The following is a 17,786-nucleotide window of genomic DNA, read 5'->3' as shown; positions in this document are numbered from 1 at the left end:
TTAACCAAACTCGCGCAGGCGGTTAAAGAACTGCGCCATCGGTGAGACTTTGGTTTGACGATCTTTATCCCCGGTGATCACCACGGTCGCTGTAGTCCCTGCTGGGAAACGGTTACCTGGTTGATCATCCAGACGAATACGCACCGGCACACGCTGCGCCAGACGTACCCACTCGAGGTTGGAGTCGATGGTGGCCATGCCTTTGCTGTCAACGCTGCTGCTGCTGTTGGTCACACCGGCGGCGATGCTGTCGACAGTGCCACGTAGTACGGTATTGCTACCCAGCGGGGTAATTTCTGCACGGAAGCCTGGACGTACACCATCCAGCTTGGTCTCTTCCATATAGGCCAGCACGTAGAATGAATGCTGTTGTACCAACGCCACGGCCACAGAACCGCGTGTGATGAACTCACCCTGATAGACGTTAAGGTTAGTGACCCAGCCGTCGGACGGTGCCTTGATCGTGGTGCGATCGAGGTCAATCACCGCCAAATCGCGCGTGGCAATAGACTTAGCCAGCTGATGTTCGCTGGTTTGCAAATCGTTGTTCGCCTGATCGATAGCTTCGCGCGACATCGCGCTGGTGCCAAGCTGGTTACGGCGCGCCGCTTCACGACGTTTTTCGTTGACCAGCGCCTGGTAATATTCGACATCGGCCTGGGCCTCATCCAGCGCTTTTTGGTAGCGTGGACGATCGACCACAAACAGGGTGTCGCCTTTTTTAACCAGTTGGTTGTCGTGGACCGGCACATCAGTGATCAGACCCGTCACATCCGGGGAGATCGCCACTACGTCGGCGGAGAATTTGGCGTCACGCGTCCAGGGCGACTCGGTGTAGAACACCCAGGCGCGGAAGATGATCACGATAGCGATGATGACCAGCAGGATCGTAATCGCGTAACGCGCGATTTTTCTTATTAGCGCTTTCACTTAAAAAACCTCAGACGAATAAACGGGATACAAGGTAAAACACACAGCAATACAGCGCTGTGTTAAAAAGTGCCGGATGCCACACCAGATCGTAAATTCCGCTGGGCGTCAGCACGCGTTTCACCAGCCAGAACAGCGCCAGCGAAACCAGTAGTTCGATGAAGATGGGCGGAAAAGACAGCCCGAATACGACAAATACCGGAAGCACACTCATTTCGGATCCTTAGTTCGACCTTGCCGGATCGCACCGATACCTGCCCTCATGCCACGGAGCACGTTGGGTTGATTATCAGGGGATGATTGGGAGACTGATGGCAACATTCAGGCCGCGTTGAGCTAATGATAGCGTATCATCGAGTAAACACAGCCGTGTTAAGGTGCGGTGAACAGACCCAGCGTGCGTATAGTAACGCGCTTGACTATACGTTTTCTACATATTGTGAGCTAAATCACTTTTTAGCCAGAGTAAACAATGGAACGACTTAAAGGCATGTCCATCTTCGCCAAAGTGGTTGAATTAGGTTCATTTACCGCCGCGGCACGTCAGCTCCATCTCAGCGTTTCGTCAATCAGCCAGATTGTCGCCAAACTGGAAGATGAACTGCAGGTCAAATTACTCAATCGCAGCACCCGCAGCATTGGCCTGACCGAAGCGGGCAAGATCTACTATCAGGGCTGCCGCCGCATGCTGGCTGAGGCGTCTCAGGTACATGAACAGCTGTATGCCTTTAATAATACGCCGATTGGCATCCTGCGCATCGGTTGTTCATCCACCATGGCGCAAAATGTCCTGTCCGCCATGACCAGCGAGATGTTACACGAATATCCGGGGTTGAGTGTGAATTTAGTGACGGGTATTCCAGCACCTGACCTCATCGCCAATGGGCTGGATATTGTGGTGCGCGTGGGCGCGCTGCAGGACTCGAACTTGTTTTCACGCCGCCTGGGTGCCATGCCGATGGTGGTATGCGCGGCGAAAAGTTATCTGGCACAAAACGGCACGCCGGACAAACCGGGTGAGATTGATAACTTTTCATGGCTGGAGTACAGCGTGCGTCCGGACAACACCTTTGAGTTGGTGGCACCGGAAGGGCTGGTAACCAAACTCACCCCGCAAGGGCGCTTTGTGACCAATGATTCGCAAACGCTGATTCGCTGGCTGAAAGCCGGCTGCGGCATCGCTTACGTGCCACTGATGTGGGTGATTGATGAAATTAACGCGGGCGAGATCGATATTCTGTTCCCGCAATACCATTCTGAACCCCGTCCGGTGTATGCGCTGTATACCGAAAAGGACAAAATGCCGTTAAAGGTGCAGGTGTGTATTGATTATCTGACCGAGTATTTTAAGCAGGTGGCAAGGCAGTATCAGCAGCATCGAAAGAGCTGACCGTTCTGGTCGCCATGAATGGCGACCCTACAATCTACCGTGTCATATTTCGGAGGATGTGAATTAAAGCGCACCAAGGCCATGATTGATGCGCAAGGTGCCATATTTCGTAGGGTGCGCATTAATACGCACCTGGAACATGATTAATGCGCACCCGGTTTATTACGCCGTACCACCTACGGTGATTTTATCCAGCTTCAGCGTTGGCTGGCCCACGCCCACCGGCACGCTTTGTCCTTCTTTACCGCACACGCCCACGCCTTTATCCAGCGCCAGGTCGTTACCCACCATTGAGATCTGCTGCATCGCTTCAATACCGGAACCGATCAGCGTGGCACCTTTCACCGGTTTGGTCACTTTGCCGTTCTCAATCAGATAGGCTTCTGACGTGGAGAACACAAATTTGCCCGAGGTAATATCCACCTGACCACCGCCAAAGTTCGGGGCGTACAAGCCGTACTCCACGCTCTCGATAATATCCTGCGGCGTGGATTTGCCTGCCAGCATGTAGGTGTTGGTCATACGCGGCATCGGCAGATGAGCATAGGATTCGCGGCGACCGTTTCCGGTTGGCGGCACACCCATCAGGCGCGCATTCAGTTTATCCTGCATGTAGCCTTTCAGAATGCCATTCTCGATCAGCACGTTGTACTGACCTGGCACACCTTCATCATCTACAGCCAGGGAGCCGCGCAGCCCTTCGATGGTGCCATCATCCACCACGGTGCACAGCTCAGACGCGACCAGTTGCCCCATCTTGCCGCTGAACACGGAGGTTTCACGGCGGTTGAAATCGCCTTCCAGCCCATGTCCCACCGCTTCATGCAGCAGAACACCTGGCCAGCCTGCACCCAACACCACTGGCAGGGTGCCCGCCGGCGCGGCAACCGCAGACAGGTTAACCAACGCTAAGCGCACTGCTTCACGTGCCCAGGCATCAGCGCGCACATCGCCACTTTCATCGGCGAGGAAGAATTCATAACCGGTACGCGCGCCGCCGCCACTTGAACCGCGTTCGCGTTTGCCCTGGTCTTCCACTTGCACGCTGATCGATAAACGCACCAGCGGGCGAATATCCGCCGCCAGCGTGCCATCTGTTGCGGCCACCAGCACTTGCTCATAGACACCGCTCAGGCTGGCATTCACTTCCTGCACACGCGGATCGGTGGCACGGGCCACTTTATCGACACGGTGAAGCAAGGCAATCTTGTCTTCGCGCGTTAAGCTGTCCAGCGGATTGATCGGTGCATACAAAGAACGATTAACCACAGCAGAGAGCGTGTGCGCTTTGCCGTTGCCCTGTTCCCGCACGATGCTGCGCGCGGCTTCTGACGACTGACGTAACGCGTTCAGCGTGATTTGGTCAGCGTAGGCGAATCCGGTTTTTTCACCGCTCACCGCACGTACGCCCACACCCTGATCGATATGATAAGAGCCATCTTTGATGATTTTGTCTTCCAGCACCCAGGACTCATGGAAGCTGGACTGGAAATAGAGATCGGCATAATCCAGACGACGTTCTGAAAGCTGCCCTAACAGGGAATAAAGGTCCTGCTGATTAATGCCGTTAGCAGCTAGTAACTGCTCACTTACCAGATTCAGAGTCATCGTTTCTCACTCATTATGTGCTCAGATAGTCATAGCCTGCGGCAATTCCCCGATGGCGTCAAATTCACTTCTTGTCATCTTCGCGCGGTTTACGCAGCACTTCATTGATTTCCGGTTTATCCAGCGGCCCGCTGATGTGATATCGCAGCAGCGAAATCTTATTCCACAACGGCCCCAATACCTTGCTGGCAGCAAACACCGCCGCACCTATCACCGGGTTGACCACAAACGCGGTCGCCACGCCGACAGAAGCAGAGATTTCAGGTGCGACCACCGCTTCCATATCAATCTGACGTTTCACCAAATCGATTTTGCCCTGCATCGCGATATCCGCTTCCAGGCCATCCACCAGCAGGTTATCCGTGCGCATGACGCCGTTTTCAATCCACGCCGTACCGTTAATCGAGTCGAAGTAGAAACCTTCGCTGAAGGTGTCACTGAAATCAAAACGCAGCTTGCGCAGCAGGGCATCGAAACTGAACAGGCGCAGCAGCTGACCGGCACGCCCGGTGTTCACGTCGGCAATCTGACCTTTACCAAAGTGCGTTTTCAGCGTGCCACTTAACGTCTCTTCCGACGGCTGCCAAGGCGCGGAGCGCCAGTGCAGGTCATAATCCAGTTTGAAAGGGGCATCCCGCAGCGGGGTGTTCATACCAAACCAGTTGGTCGCGTCATTGATGCTCTTGCCACTCAGTGTGCCTTTCAGTGAGGTACGCTGGTCGCCCGGTTTGTTAACCCATTCACCGTTGATCAACAACTTCGAACTGCCGGTATCCACGCTGCCGTTAGTGAGTGCTAACGTATCTCCCTGCGGCTGCAATCTGGCCTGCATATGGCCAAACTTCTGGCCTCGCAGCCAGCATTCGTCGCAGTTCAGTTGCATGGCAGGCCAGTTGCTGAAGTTAACACTGCTGCTGTTGCCAAATGGGGAAGCAGCGCTGCTGTTTTCGCTCGCCCATTCAGGATTGTAGTAAAGATAGCTGAGGTCGATTTGCCACGGGGCGTGCTGTGCCGTCGTCACGCTGCCGCGCGCCTCACGGCTTTCCAGCTGCAACTGCGTGTTGCCGGTAGGGCCTTGCGTCACAGTGGCGTTGACGTCGTGCCACTGCTGTCCGCCCAGTGTTAACGCCGGTGTACGCAGAATCACATCACCGGGCAGAAGCGCACCGCCGACTTCGGTTTCACCCTGCGCATTACGCGAATTACCCGAGCCAGCCAGTAAGCCCATCCAGGCTTCACCATCCATCGCCGGCAGATTCAGCTCCATACCGCGGTTTTCAGGCAGTTTAGGCGTGCTTTTCGCGTCGTTAAGCCAGATGCCCCGATCGACGCGCAACTGCGGTTCCAGAATCCAGCGGCTGTTAAAGCGATGGTGCTCACGCACGCTGCCGCTTAAGGTGAAACCGTGGAGATCGCCTGTCGCGTTAATTGCAATCGGCATCGCTTCACCAGCCTGCTTATCCAGTGGTGCAGGTAAGTGACTACTTACTGTTTTGCCATCGCCTTTCAAATCAACCTTGTAAGTCGCGCCACCTTTGTGTGGCAAGGTGATATCCACATTCCCCTGCCAGGGCAAACTGCCGCTCAGCTGACTGCTGACATTTTGCGGCAGCACTTTTAGTTTGGCGGGCTGCCAGTCTCCCAGCAGTTTGACGTTCACGCCGAAGTCATTCGGGTTTTCCGTGGTGGTAAAGCTGACTCCGGTGGGTTGGCCGAACCAGTTGGCCTGCATCTCTTCACTTTCCAGGTTACCGTTGTTGTAACGGAAGCGCCCGCTGAGATTGTTTAGCGTGGTATTTAACGGTTTGATATGCAGGCTATTGTTATTCAGCACCACGTTGCCACTGGCATGCACCAGCTCGCCATCCAACGGAATGTCGAGGTTAAGCGAACCGCGTACGTTGCCGCCAATTTGTAGCTGCTGCAGCGCTGCACCTAACGTGGGTTTCAGCGGTGTCTGTTCAAAGTAATCGGCGATCTGCTGGCCACCACCGCTCAGGTCACCATCAATGATCAGCTTCTCTTTGAGGTAATCAGGGATCACCGCGCTGACGTTGCGCGCTTCAACCTCGCCCAGCCTGGTTTTCTCCGCCTTCATCCACAGCCCATTGTTGAGGAAGTCGAGATTGATATCGAGGTTCTGCAGCGCTGGCCAGCCGGGCTGGAACTGGAAGGTGGAATTCTTTAATGGAACCCAGACCTCAAACATGCCGTCGTTGTGTTTGAACGGGAACAAGTGCGGATCGCCCGCAAACAGCAAGGTGGCATTATCCACCTGCCCGCCCTTGATCGACTCGCTGAGGTAATGGGTTAAATCATGCCCCATCAGCGGTTCCGGGAAGTAGCGCCAGGCATCGCCTGCATCGGTGACGCGAATCCCAGCCAGAATATCGAGGCGTGGAGATTTACCGAGGTTCTGCTGATAGCGGAAATCACCGCGCGCCCACAGCGAACGCGCTTGCACATCGAGGTTCTGCCCATCCAGCGTCAGGCCATTAGCATCACGCAACCAGTTCAGCTTGCCGGTGATTTGCTTGATCTGCAGCGGTGCCTGGAACATATCGCCGTAAGGCACTTCGGCCTGCCCCATCGCCACATCCAGTTGGCCGTTGTTCAGGCTGCCGCTGGCCGTGCCGCTCAGGTTACTGATGCCAGGCAAGAGTTCCCAATGCTGCCACGCCAAATCGCGCCATTTAGCCTGCAAGCGAGTGTTTTCGGGTTGATTGAGCGGGATATCCAGCGCCAGCGCATCAAGGTAGCCGCGCGGTTGCAACGCCCGCCAGTTGTCGAGCAACGCCGGTGATAAGGGTTTGAACAGCGGCACCAGCGGGGCTAAACGTTCCAGATCAAGCTGGGTGGCACGAACACGCACCTCAGGTGAACTGTTGGCCCCAAGCATCTGTTGATCTTCTGGCTTCCACAGAATCGCGAAGTGGCCAGGCGCCCAGGCAATCCCATCGGTGCTGAGACGGGTTTGCGGGACGGACAGGCTCCAGCCATTTTGGAAACGCGACAGATGGGCGGTTAAACCATCCACTTGCAGTTGATGATCGCCCTGCTCACCACGCCAGCGTGCGCCGCCTTTGCTCAGCAGTAAATCACCGGCATACACGTCGCCGTCACGCAGATTCACCCAGGCTGCCAGGCTGAAACGCGCGCTCTCCAGGCTGGTGTTGTCACGTAACCAAGGACCGATCCACGGACGGACATCCACATCATCCGCTTGCATCCAGATACGGCCATCGTTAAGCAAGCCATCTGTGTCATTCAGATCGAGTCGCACCTGCACTACACCATGTTGGCCGGTAAAGCTGGAGAGACTCACTTCGCCTTCCGCACGGTGGCGCGTACTTTCGTTGAGCCAGGTCAGGCGCGGGATAGCCAGTTCAGCATGTTGGCCTGAGGGCGTGAGAAAACGGATGCTGCTGTCGCGCAGATCAAAGTGGTCAAACTGGCGCAGAAAGAGATCATTGATTTGCGTCGGTTTGAAACTGTTGCGTTGTTGATCATTGGTGAGCAATGGACGATTGAGATCCGCCCGTAATTGCCAGAAGGTGAGATCGCGGAACTGCCAGCGCCAGTGCAGCAGAGATTGCCAGATGTTTAACGCCAGGTTCACGCGGCCAATGGTGAGTTTGCCATCATCCGGCATCATCACGTTGAGATTGCGCACCTGCAAGGTGGGACCAAAGTTCTCCCATTTACCCTGTAGTTCGCTGGCGTCCACCGTCACGCCGCTGACGCGTGAAATCGTCTGCAGTATGTCGCTGCGATAGCTGTTGAGATGCGGCATCACGAGGCGCAACCCGCTGACCAGCAGCGCCACAATAACGATGATTGCGGCGAGCAGCAGTAACAATATCCTCGGCAACCGCCTCACACACCTCTCCTTGCTTTCCGTTGAATAACGGCGTTTAACCTCACGACTTACATCATCACGACGTCAAACTGCTCCTGTGTATAGAGCGGCTCAACATGGACTTTAACCTGCTTGCCGACAAAGATTTCCACTTCAGCCAGCGCATGGGACTCTTCACTTTTCAGCGCTTCGCCCACCGCCGGGGAAACGTACACCAGGAAGCGGTCGGAGTCGTAGGCGTGATGCACGCGTACAATTTCACGCATGATCTCATAACACACGGTCTCAACCGTTTTCAGCGTGCCACGCCCTTTGCACACCGGGCAATCCGCACAGAGTACATGCTCAATACTTTCACGCGTGCGCTTACGCGTCATTTCCACCAAGCCCAGCGCTGAAAAGCCGTTAATACCGGTTTTCACCCGATCTTTGCTCAACGCACTTTCCAGCGAATGCAGCACGCGACGGCGGTGATCATCATTACTCATATCAATGAAATCAATGATGATGATGCCGCCCAGGTTGCGCAGTCGCAGCTGGCGGGCAATCGCCTGTGTGGCTTCAATGTTGGTGTTGAAGATGGTTTCGTCAAGATTACGGTGCCCCACAAAAGCACCGGTGTTGATATCCACCGTGGTCATGGCTTCGGTTTGATCGATGATCAAATAGCCACCCGACTTCAACTCCACCTTACGCTCTAACGAGCGCTGAATTTCATTCTCGACATCAAACAGATCAAAGATCGGTTGTTTGCCGCTGTACAGCTCCAGCTTGCTGGCCATTTCCGGGATGTATTCGCCGGTAAACTCCACCAGCAGATCGCAAGTCAGACGGGAATCAACACGGATGCGATCAAGCGCTGCGCCAGCAAAATCACGCAGCACTCGCTGCGCTAAGGCTAACTCACCGTACAGCAAGCAGCGCGTCTGGTTGCGCTTCTTGCGCTCGCTGACTTTGGTCCACAGCCGTTTGAGGAATGCGGCATCCTGTGCCAGATCTTCCTCGCAAATGCCTTCCGCTGCAGTGCGAATAATAAAGCCGCCCAAATCGTCGCAGTAAGCCGACACCACCGCTTTCAGGCGATCGCGCTCTGCTTCACTTTCAATACGTTGAGAAACGCCGACGTGTGAGGCTCCCGGCATAAACACCAGGTAGCGTGAGGGCAGCGTAATATCGGTGGTGAGGCGCGCGCCTTTGGTGCCCAGCGGATCTTTCACCACTTGCACCACTAAATCCTGGCCGGGGCGCACCAGTTCGCTGATGTCACGCACCACGAAGTTTTTCTTTTCATCACCCGCTACGCACTCGGTATGCGGCATGATATCGGAAGCATGCAGGAAGGCGGCTTTATCCATGCCGATATCGACAAAGGCAGCCTGCATGCCCGGTAAGACGCGGCTGATGCGTCCTTTATAGATGTTACCCACAATACCGCGCCGCGCTTCACGCTCAATGTGGATCTCTTGCAAAATGCCGCCATCAATATAGGCGACACGGGTTTCAGAAGGTGTAACGTTTACCAGCAGTTCAGCCGTCATCTTGTCCCCTTAACGCACGCAGCGACTGAAAGTGGCTCAGCAGCTCATTGGTCTCAACCAGCGGTAATCCCACTACGGCGTGATAGCTTCCATTAATCTTGCGGACAAAATTGCCGCCCAGACCCTGTATTCCGTACGCGCCGGCTTTATCCATCGGCTCGCCGCTGGCGATATAGCGCGAAATTTCCGCTGCGGTGATATTGCGAAATGTCACGTCAGTGGTCACAAGGCAATCCAGTTCACGCTGCGCATCCGCTAATACTACGGCGGTCATCACCTGATGCGTTTGCCCAGAGAGTTTACTCAGCATTTCAGCCGCGTGCTCAGCATCGCGCGGTTTTTCCAGCACTTCGCTATTGAGCACCACGATAGTATCTGCACCTAACACCGGCAAATCCTGCGGTGCCACCGCCACCCCTGCACGCGCTTTATCAGAAGCCAGACGTCGCACATAGGCTTCAGCGGCTTCATCGGGCTTGCGCTGCTCTTCAACCTGCGTGATTAGGCGCTCAAACTGCAGGCCAAGCTGCGTGAGCAGTTCACGGCGACGCGGTGAACCGGAGGCGAGGTACAGGGTTATCATAGTCTTCCTTACTGAACAGCGAACTGACGGCGAATCTTTCTCATTAATAAGAATAGCCAAGGCCATAGAATGCCGTCGACCACACTGCTCCAGAAGATTTCCGGGCGGAATGAGACGTTGATCACCAAAAATTCAGCCCAGAAAACAATCACATCCACCGCAAGCGACAGCACCATAACCATTAATGCTTGCTGCCACAACGCCAGATTTCGGAATAGCTGAAATTTGAAGGCCACCAAATACGCGATGATGCTGAATGCCAGCGCACGCACACCCAGCGTAGAACCGGCCACCAGATCCATCACGGCACCTAAAAAGAAGCCAGTTCCTACATTCACCCGGTGCGGTAAGGCCAGAACCCAGTAAATCAGGATCAACAAAAGCCATGAAGGCCGGAACATGTAAATTTGTTCCGGCCAAGGCATGATTTGCAGAATGAGGGCAATCAGGAAGGACAGCCAGATAACCCATCGGCCCTGGCTGCGATATCGACTCAAGGCTGGCCTCCGCGTGTGTTCGCAGGAATCCCTTGCGAACGGCTGCCATTAGCGGGTGCCGGCGGCCCCATTTGTTGCGTCGGTTGCATCATGTCCGGTGCCGGAGGGCCCATTTCACCGGCTGGCGGCAGAACCTGTGGCATCATCTGCATCAGACGTTCATTAGCCACACGATGCACTTCGTCCGGTGCCATTGGCATGTCACCGTTCTTATCCGAGCCCCATAACAGCAGCAGGTAACGCAGACGTTGCAGGCCAGCTGTTGGGTGTGCCTGAATCACGGTGTAAGCGCGTTGGGTATCCACTTTCACGGACGAGACCACGCCAACCGGATAACCTTCCGGGAAACGACCACCGAGACCGGATGTCACCAGCACATCGCCCACACGAATATCCGTGTTACCCGGCAGATGCTCCAGCTGCAGATCTTCGCTACAACCGTTACCGGCCGCAATGACGCGAATATCGTTACGTAATACCTGAATCGGCAATGCGTGCGAGGCATCGCAAATCAGCAGAACGCGGCTGGTTACCTGGCCAACAGCCACCACCTGACCGACCACACCTTTATCGCTGATCACCGGCTGGCCTTCGTAAACACCGTTTACGCTGCCTTTATCGATGACCACCTGATCGGTGTAAGGATCGGTACCCGTGGAGATCACCTGGGTCACCATTTTATGCTCATCCTGACGCAGCGGCGAGCCGAGCAGTTCACGCAGACGTGCGTTTTCCTGCTTGTATTGCCCCAGCATCAGCAGGTCACTGTTTTTCAGGAAGAGCTCGCGGCGCAACGCTTTATTTTCCAGTTCGAGCTGCTGGCGTGAGGCCAGCGTTTCCGATACGCCGTCCAGAAGCTGTCGCGGGCCATTGGCCAGAAAATAAAATGGACTCACCGACGTGTCCAGGTAGTTGCGGATCTGGGAAAAGGAGCTCACGCGACTGTCGGCAATAATAATCGCGATAGCCACAATGACTGCCAGAAAGAGGCGCAACTGCAGGGATGGCCCCCTGCTAAAAATCGGCTTCATAAAATCTGCGTGTTCCTCGACATCAGGGAAGAAGCGTTAGTCACATGACCAACGCCTCCAGGGCTGGACGCATCACGCCGTCGTGCGCAGCGTCGATTAGCGCGACTCCCTGCGCAATTTGACCACGGTCTCAGCCGATGAGGAATTACTCCTCGCTGAACAAATCGCCGCCATGCATGTCGATCATTTCCAACGCTTTACCACCGCCACGCGCGACGCAGGTCAACGGATCTTCTGCTACGACAACCGGAATACCGGTCTCTTCCATCAGCAGGCGATCGAGGTTACGCAGCAACGCGCCACCACCGGTCAGCACCATACCGCGCTCGGAGATGTCGGAAGCCAGTTCCGGCGGGCACTGCTCCAGCGCCACCATCACTGCACTGACAATACCGGTCAACGGTTCTTGCAGCGCTTCAAGGATCTCATTGGAGTTCAGTGTAAAGCCACGTGGCACACCTTCTGCCAGGTTACGGCCACGCACTTCAATTTCGTGTACTTCATCACCCGGATAAGCAGAACCAATCCCGTGTTTAATACGTTCCGCAGTGGCTTCACCGATCAGTGAACCGTAATTGCGGCGTACGTAATTAATGATAGCTTCATCGAAGCGGTCACCACCAATACGTACAGATGAAGAGTAGACCACGCCGTTCAATGAAATCACGGCGACTTCAGTGGTACCACCACCGATATCCACCACCATTGAACCCGTTGCTTCTGATACCGGCAAACCGGCACCAATTGCCGCAGCCATTGGCTCTTCAATCAGGAAGACTTCACGTGCGCCTGCACCCTGTGCAGATTCACGAATCGCACGGCGCTCAACTTGAGTGGCGCCTACTGGCACACAGACCAGCACGCGTGGGCTTGGACGCATGAAGCTGTTGCTGTGCACTTGTTTAATAAAGTGCTGCAGCATTTTCTCGGTCACGAAGAAGTCGGCAATCACACCGTCTTTCATTGGACGGATAGCCGCGATGTTGCCAGGCGTACGGCCAAGCATCTGCTTCGCGTCATGGCCTACTGCCGCTACGCTCTTTGGAGAGCCAGCACGGTCCTGACGGATAGCAACTACGGAAGGCTCGTTCAGCACGATGCCCTGTCCTTTTACGTAAATCAGGGTATTCGCGGTACCCAGGTCAATGGACAAGTCATTGGAAAACATGCCACGAAATTTTTTAAACATACTAAGGGATAATCCTGCAAGCTGGGGGCGGAAAATAAAATCCGCCTACTTTACCAACCACGCGAAGCCGCCACAAGGCGCAAAAACGTTCTGCTCCGGTGAAAAAACACGCTGAATAATTTTTTGGGCCGATTCGCTTATCCCTGGCCACCGTTAAATAGCGCTAAGTCGCCCTATCAAACGCCAATTTCCCCACCTGTTGTGGGCAAATCTCGACATAAAATCTAACATTTCCAGCCAGCAGAATTCAGCCGACTGAAATGAATAAGGCAGAAAAAACGCTGTTAGTGCGTCATCACGCGCCGAAGCACTAAATTCGATAACGTTGTGAGTGTTTTTTCACATTACTGTTTACCGGTAAGGAAGGTGCAAAGAAGTCACCCTGCCCACCTGAAACCCCTAATCCTGCCAGCGTTTGCCACTCGGCACGGGTACGTACCCCGGCAGCGAACACTTGCGTCTGCGTCGACTTACAGACTTCGAGTAAGCTTTGCACAAACAGCTGATTCTCAGTACGGCGTTCGATATTGCGTACTAAACCAGGATCAAGCTTGATCACTTCAATGGGGAATTGCTTGATGTACGCACTACTCACCACCGTTAAGCCCGCCTGATCCACCGCAACGCGACAGCCAAATGCCGTCAGCATACGGAAAACAGGCACTAAACGATTGATGTGTTGACAAACATCCGCCTCAGCAAGTTCAAATAAAAAACGATTTCTTTGCGATTTCGTACACTGCAACAGTAAATTTTGCAGCCAACGCTGGAACGGGCGCTGCAATAATGAATCAATATTCACGGGTAACGCCAGCGTTTCATCTGGCCAGACTTCAGAAAGTGCGGCAATACGCGTCACGAGTTGGCGATCCCAGCTATCGGTGAGACCGAGTTGCAACACCAGCGGCATAAATTCGGCCGAAACCACCTCTTTATCGCCATCAAATACGCGGGCCAGCATCTCACGGTGATGAACTTTGCCGTCTAATAACACCGCGGGTTTCTGGTAAAGGCGTGGCCCGCCACGGTTGAGGGTATTTTCCAGTAGGGTCCGCCAGCGCACGCTGCCACGCCCCATGTCTAAGGTATTGCCCTCACCCACTGACCAGCTGTTTCCTCCCTGCAGTGCTGCACGGCGCGTGGCCATCTCCACATTTTCCATCACCTGAGGCACGCTCTGGCCGCTACGCCAGGCGCTGATACCGATGTGAATGAGATCATCACGGTCCACCATGCGCATCGGCGGCAGCGAATCGACCGCGTTGATTAACTGATCGGCGATGCTGTTGGCCTCTTTCAGAGTGCGATGCGGCAACAATACGGCGAAATCACTGCGGAAATAGCGCGCCAGCAATGCGCCTGGATAGCGCAAGACAAATGTCGACAGCATGTTGATCAGATCAAACAGATACTCATCCACCAGCGTGGGGCCCAGTGTTTCGTGCAATACGTCGAGATCCGGCAGGCGTACCATCATCACCACACCGTGGGTGCCAACGTCTTCCTGATCTTCCAAAAGGGTAGCCAGTTGGTTATCAAAGAACAGTCGGTTATTGAGGCCAGTACGTGAATCCTGCGCGGCAAAGGTGCGAATCAAAGTATCGATGCGCAGACGCTGCTCGCCGGCTTCCTGCAGATCGTTAAGCAAGGTGTCTATGGCACGGCTGGCTTTGGGCGGCCACTCGCTGTAATGCTCAACATGAGGAGCCCGCTCACCTGCCAAAATACGATCAGAACGATCTTCCAGGCGTTCCATGTTCTGCCAGCGACGGTTGATCCAGCGATGCGTCATGATCAGCAGCGCTGACATAATGGCGACCACAGAAAACAATGCAATCAGCGTGTAGGCTCCCGTAAAGGATCGAAACCAGGTTTTTGCAGGATCGAGTACCACCACGCGCAGCTCAAGGCCAGGAGAGTGCAATAAAGGAATATCAAACTGGATGAAGCGATTGGGCTCATCTTCCAGCATCGGATTTTCATGTCGATTAAGCTGAAAGACCACGGTGTTACCGTTATGCATCTCGATTTGCTCGGCATTGATAACCGGCATCAAGCGCGTTAGCCACTGTGTGAGTTCTTGCGGTGATTGCGCCGCGAGTGCTTTGTCGACTTCGGTTGCCAACGTATTCACCCGCGTTTCCACACGTTGTTGTGACAGCCAGATAAAACTAAAAGCGCAGCCGACCAGCATCAGTAACATCGCCAGTAAGCTTAATAATGTAATAAACGCAGAAAACTTTGTTGTTAATCGCATCCCTGTGCCTGTATCACTGCGGTTATGAACGGTCGCTATCCGTTAGCGCCAGCCTGCTCACCTGCTCATTGGCGCAAACCTGAGCAAAATATCACAAATCATTGCCTGAATCAGCGGCAGCTATACCCAAAATAATTCGCGTCCCCTCATGGGGCCTACTCTTGGTTCAGGAAGGCGGCAAGTGCATGAATCCTCAGGAGCTTACTGAAGTCAGTGACTGAGGTGAATGTTCGTAGCCAACGCATCTGCAACTCGCAGTATGAAGGGTATACCCAAAATAATTCGAGTTTTAGGAAGGCGGCAAGTGCATGAATCCTCAGGAGCTTACTGAAGTAAGTGACTGAGGTGAATGCACGTAGCCAACGCACCTGCAACTCGAAGTATGAAGGGTATACGCATCAAAATCATGCGGTGCGCTATGCTAATTTACCCTGCGGCGCGAGTATAGCGCCAAAGTGTGATGGCCTGCGTTTTCTGCGGCCTTTTTCGTCCTATTCTCAACAGAATCCTCCCGCCAGGAAATTTCATATTTTTCTGGGTAAATTGGCGTGATAGCTGGCCTTTACGCATGCTAAGTGCAAGTTACTTTTTCGCTGGAGAAAGCCATGAAGCTGAAGCAATCACTGACCGAAGCCGACATCACACCAGAAAGCATCTTTAATATGCGTCGCCGTCAGGTTTTGAAAGCACTGGGACTGGGCGCTGCAGCAGCCAGTTTACCCGGGGTGGCACAGGCTGATGTGCTGAGTTGGTTCAAGGGGAACGATCGCCCGCCTGCGCCTGCGGGCCGCGATCTGCAATTCACCAAGCCAGCCGAGTGGCAGGCGAATTTGCCGCTGACGCCGTTTGATAAGGTCTCCGGTTACAATAATTTTTATGAATTTGGCCTGGATAAAGCCGATCCCGCAGCCAACGCAGGAACGTTGAAAACCGAGCCGTGGCAGTTGCGCATTGAAGGTGAAGTCGCAAAACCGGTGACGCTGGATATGGACGACATCTTTAAACGGTTTGCCATGGAGCAGCGCATTTATCGTATGCGATGCGTGGAAGCCTGGTCGATGGTGATCCCTTGGGTCGGTTTTGAGCTGAATAAACTGCTCAAACTGGCGGAACCTACCAGCAATGCGCGTTTTGTCGCTTTCCAGACGCTCTATGCACCGGATCAAATGCCTGGCCAAAAAGACCGCTTTATCGGCGGCGGGCTGGATTACCCCTATGTAGAAGGGTTGCGCCTGGATGAAGCGATGCATCCCCTCACGCTGCTCAGTACCGGTGTTTATGGCAAAGCGCTGCCACCGCAGAATGGCGCGCCGATTCGTCTGACGGTGCCATGGAAATACGGTTTCAAAGGCATTAAATCTATCGTCAAGATCACCCTGACGCGCGATCAGCCCCCTACGACCTGGAGTCAAATCGCCGCCAATGAATACGGCTTTTATGCCAATGTGAACCCGCACGTCGATCATCCACGCTGGTCGCAGGCCACTGAACGCTTTATTGGTTCCGGCGGTATTCTTAACGTGGAACGTCAGCCTACACTTTTGTTTAACGGCTACGCTAAAGAGGTGGCATCGCTCTATCGTGGGCTCGATTTACGGGAGAACTACTGAGTGCGACTGACGTTACGGCAAATCACCCTACTGAAAGTGGTGCTGCACCTGGCGGCCTTTCTGCCGTTTATTTATCTGTTTATGGCCGCTAGCCAGGGTTGGCTGAGTGCCGATCCGGCAAAAGATATTCAGCATTTTACCGGCAGAATGGCGCTGAAGTTACTGCTCGCCACGCTACTTGTCAGCCCTTTGACGCGCTACCTGAAACAACCGCTGCTTATTCGCACCCGTCGCCTGTTGGGCGTATGGTGCTTTGTTTGGGCCTGTTTGCATTTAACCAGCTATTACCTACTGGAACTGGGGTACAACCATCTGCAATTGCTGGGCAAAGAGATCGTTTCTCGCCCCTATCTGTTACTGGGTATGATCTGTTGGTTGGTGCTGTTTGCCCTGGCGATTACTTCGTTTCAACGTGCGCAGCGCAAACTCGGTCGCCGCTGGCAAACCTTGCACAATGGCATCTATCTTGTCGCGATCCTCGCACCTATCCACTATCTTTGGTCAGTCAAAGTCTTCTCACCTCAGCCTTGGATTTATGCACTGCTGGCTTTGGTGTTGTTAGGCTGGCGTTACAATAAGTTGCGTAATCTTCTTCGCCGATAATCCCCGCAAGGTTGTTTTCCTGTCACGAGATCTGTTAAAAGGTGTGGCCTCAGGGCCGCATCCGATCAACTTCGCAGATAAGACCAGTATTTTGCTGCGAATTGCGACGAAACGGATATAATGCCCGGCTTTATTGCAAGCGAAGTCGTCTTTTTCACTCTCAGGAGTGACAAACGGCAGATGTCGCGGTATTTTACGCGATGCCTCACTGATTGCAGGAGATAGCAGCAAGATGGCGCACAAATTTCACATACTGCTTTTGAACGGTCCCAATTTGAATTTGCTGGGAACGCGCGAGCCTGAGAAGTATGGTCATACCACGCTGGCACAAATCGTCGGCGATCTGACACAACAGGCTGACCAGCACCATGTGAAATTGAGTCATTTGCAATCGAACGCTGAGTTTCAGTTGATCGATCGTATTCACGAGGCCCGTGGCAATGTGGATTACATCATCATCAACCCAGCTGCGTTCACGCACACCAGCGTTGCACTGCGTGATGCGCTGTTGGCGGTAAGCATTCCTTTTATTGAGGTGCATCTCTCAAACGTGCATGCACGCGAACCGTTCCGGCATCACTCCTATCTTTCCGATGTATCTGCCGGCGTCATCTGTGGACTTGGCGCTGATGGATACTCGTGGGCTTTACAAACGGCAGTAAAACGCCTGTCACATTCCAATTAAACAGAG

Annotated in this window: 14 protein-coding genes; 4 read left to right on the top strand and 10 right to left on the bottom strand. The window is 54.1% G+C overall.

Annotated elements, in window-relative coordinates:
* Positions 1 to 930, bottom strand: coding sequence for a p-hydroxybenzoic acid efflux pump subunit AaeA (gene aaeA, locus LK04_RS01230; RefSeq protein WP_039331568.1), 930 nt, complete (start codon positions 928 to 930; stop codon positions 1 to 3).
* A gap of 10 nt (positions 931 to 940) precedes the next feature.
* Positions 941 to 1,144 (bottom strand): p-hydroxybenzoic acid efflux pump operon protein AaeX, encoded by a 204-nt coding sequence (gene aaeX / locus LK04_RS01225; protein ID WP_021508145.1) that lies wholly within the window; start codon positions 1,142 to 1,144, stop codon positions 941 to 943.
* A gap of 258 nt (positions 1,145 to 1,402) precedes the next feature.
* Between aaeX and aaeR the strand changes: the two genes are divergently transcribed.
* Positions 1,403 to 2,320: an HTH-type transcriptional activator AaeR gene (gene aaeR, locus LK04_RS01220; RefSeq protein WP_039331569.1), complete on the top strand. Its 918-nt coding sequence runs from the start codon at positions 1,403 to 1,405 to the stop codon at positions 2,318 to 2,320.
* A gap of 162 nt (positions 2,321 to 2,482) precedes the next feature.
* Here the strand turns inward: aaeR and tldD are convergent, their stop codons facing one another.
* The 8 genes from tldD to csrD all read right to left on the bottom strand — a co-directional run bounded on the left by tldD (position 2,483) and on the right by csrD (position 14,882).
* On the bottom strand, positions 2,483 to 3,928 hold the full coding sequence (tldD, locus tag LK04_RS01215) for a metalloprotease TldD (protein WP_039331571.1): 1,446 nt from the start codon (positions 3,926 to 3,928) through the stop codon (positions 2,483 to 2,485).
* Between the two features lie 64 nt (positions 3,929 to 3,992).
* A complete protein-coding gene (gene yhdP, locus LK04_RS01210) occupies positions 3,993 to 7,808 on the bottom strand; it encodes an AsmA2 domain-containing protein YhdP (protein WP_039331573.1) in 3,816 nt (1,271 codons plus the stop codon).
* Positions 7,809 to 7,855: 47 nt separating this feature from the next.
* On the bottom strand, positions 7,856 to 9,325 hold the full coding sequence (rng, locus tag LK04_RS01205) for a ribonuclease G (protein WP_038644369.1): 1,470 nt from the start codon (positions 9,323 to 9,325) through the stop codon (positions 7,856 to 7,858).
* Positions 9,315 to 9,908 carry a Maf family protein gene (locus LK04_RS01200; protein ID WP_039331575.1) on the bottom strand — a complete coding sequence of 198 codons (594 nt, stop codon included), beginning with the start codon at positions 9,906 to 9,908 and terminating at the stop codon, positions 9,315 to 9,317. The genes rng and LK04_RS01200 overlap by 11 nt, the downstream gene beginning before the upstream one ends.
* 8 nt (positions 9,909 to 9,916) lie before the next feature.
* Positions 9,917 to 10,405 carry a rod shape-determining protein MreD gene (gene mreD / locus LK04_RS01195; protein ID WP_039331577.1) on the bottom strand — a complete coding sequence of 163 codons (489 nt, stop codon included), beginning with the start codon at positions 10,403 to 10,405 and terminating at the stop codon, positions 9,917 to 9,919.
* Complete coding sequence (gene mreC, locus LK04_RS01190; protein ID WP_039331579.1) at positions 10,402 to 11,436, bottom strand: rod shape-determining protein MreC; 1,035 nt, start codon at positions 11,434 to 11,436, stop codon at positions 10,402 to 10,404. The genes mreD and mreC overlap by 4 nt, the downstream gene beginning before the upstream one ends.
* A gap of 145 nt (positions 11,437 to 11,581) precedes the next feature.
* A complete protein-coding gene (gene mreB, locus LK04_RS01185) occupies positions 11,582 to 12,625 on the bottom strand; it encodes a rod shape-determining protein MreB (protein ID WP_007891976.1) in 1,044 nt (347 codons plus the stop codon).
* 310 nt (positions 12,626 to 12,935) lie between these two features.
* Complete coding sequence (gene csrD, locus LK04_RS01180) at positions 12,936 to 14,882, bottom strand: RNase E specificity factor CsrD (RefSeq protein ID WP_039331584.1); 1,947 nt, start codon at positions 14,880 to 14,882, stop codon at positions 12,936 to 12,938.
* A gap of 605 nt (positions 14,883 to 15,487) precedes the next feature.
* On the opposite strand from csrD, the gene msrP reads away from it, so the two are divergent.
* The 3 genes from msrP (at position 15,488) to aroQ (ending at position 17,780) form a co-directional block, all read left to right on the top strand.
* On the top strand, positions 15,488 to 16,492 hold the full coding sequence (gene msrP, locus LK04_RS01175; protein ID WP_039335889.1) for a protein-methionine-sulfoxide reductase catalytic subunit MsrP: 1,005 nt from the start codon (positions 15,488 to 15,490) through the stop codon (positions 16,490 to 16,492).
* Positions 16,493 to 17,095, top strand: a complete 603-nt coding sequence (gene msrQ / locus LK04_RS01170) for a protein-methionine-sulfoxide reductase heme-binding subunit MsrQ (protein WP_039335887.1) — start codon at positions 16,493 to 16,495, stop codon at positions 17,093 to 17,095. It begins immediately after the preceding gene.
* Positions 17,096 to 17,327: 232 nt separating this feature from the next.
* A complete protein-coding gene (gene aroQ, locus LK04_RS01165; protein WP_039335885.1) occupies positions 17,328 to 17,780 on the top strand; it encodes a type II 3-dehydroquinate dehydratase in 453 nt (150 codons plus the stop codon).
* Positions 17,781 to 17,786: the final 6 nt, after the last annotated feature.

The organism is Pantoea vagans, assembly GCF_001506165.1.
In the GTDB taxonomy this organism is placed as follows: domain Bacteria; phylum Pseudomonadota; class Gammaproteobacteria; order Enterobacterales; family Enterobacteriaceae; genus Pantoea; species Pantoea vagans_C.
Note: the sequence above shows the minus strand (reverse complement) of the source record. Positions and strands in the feature narration are given on the sequence as shown.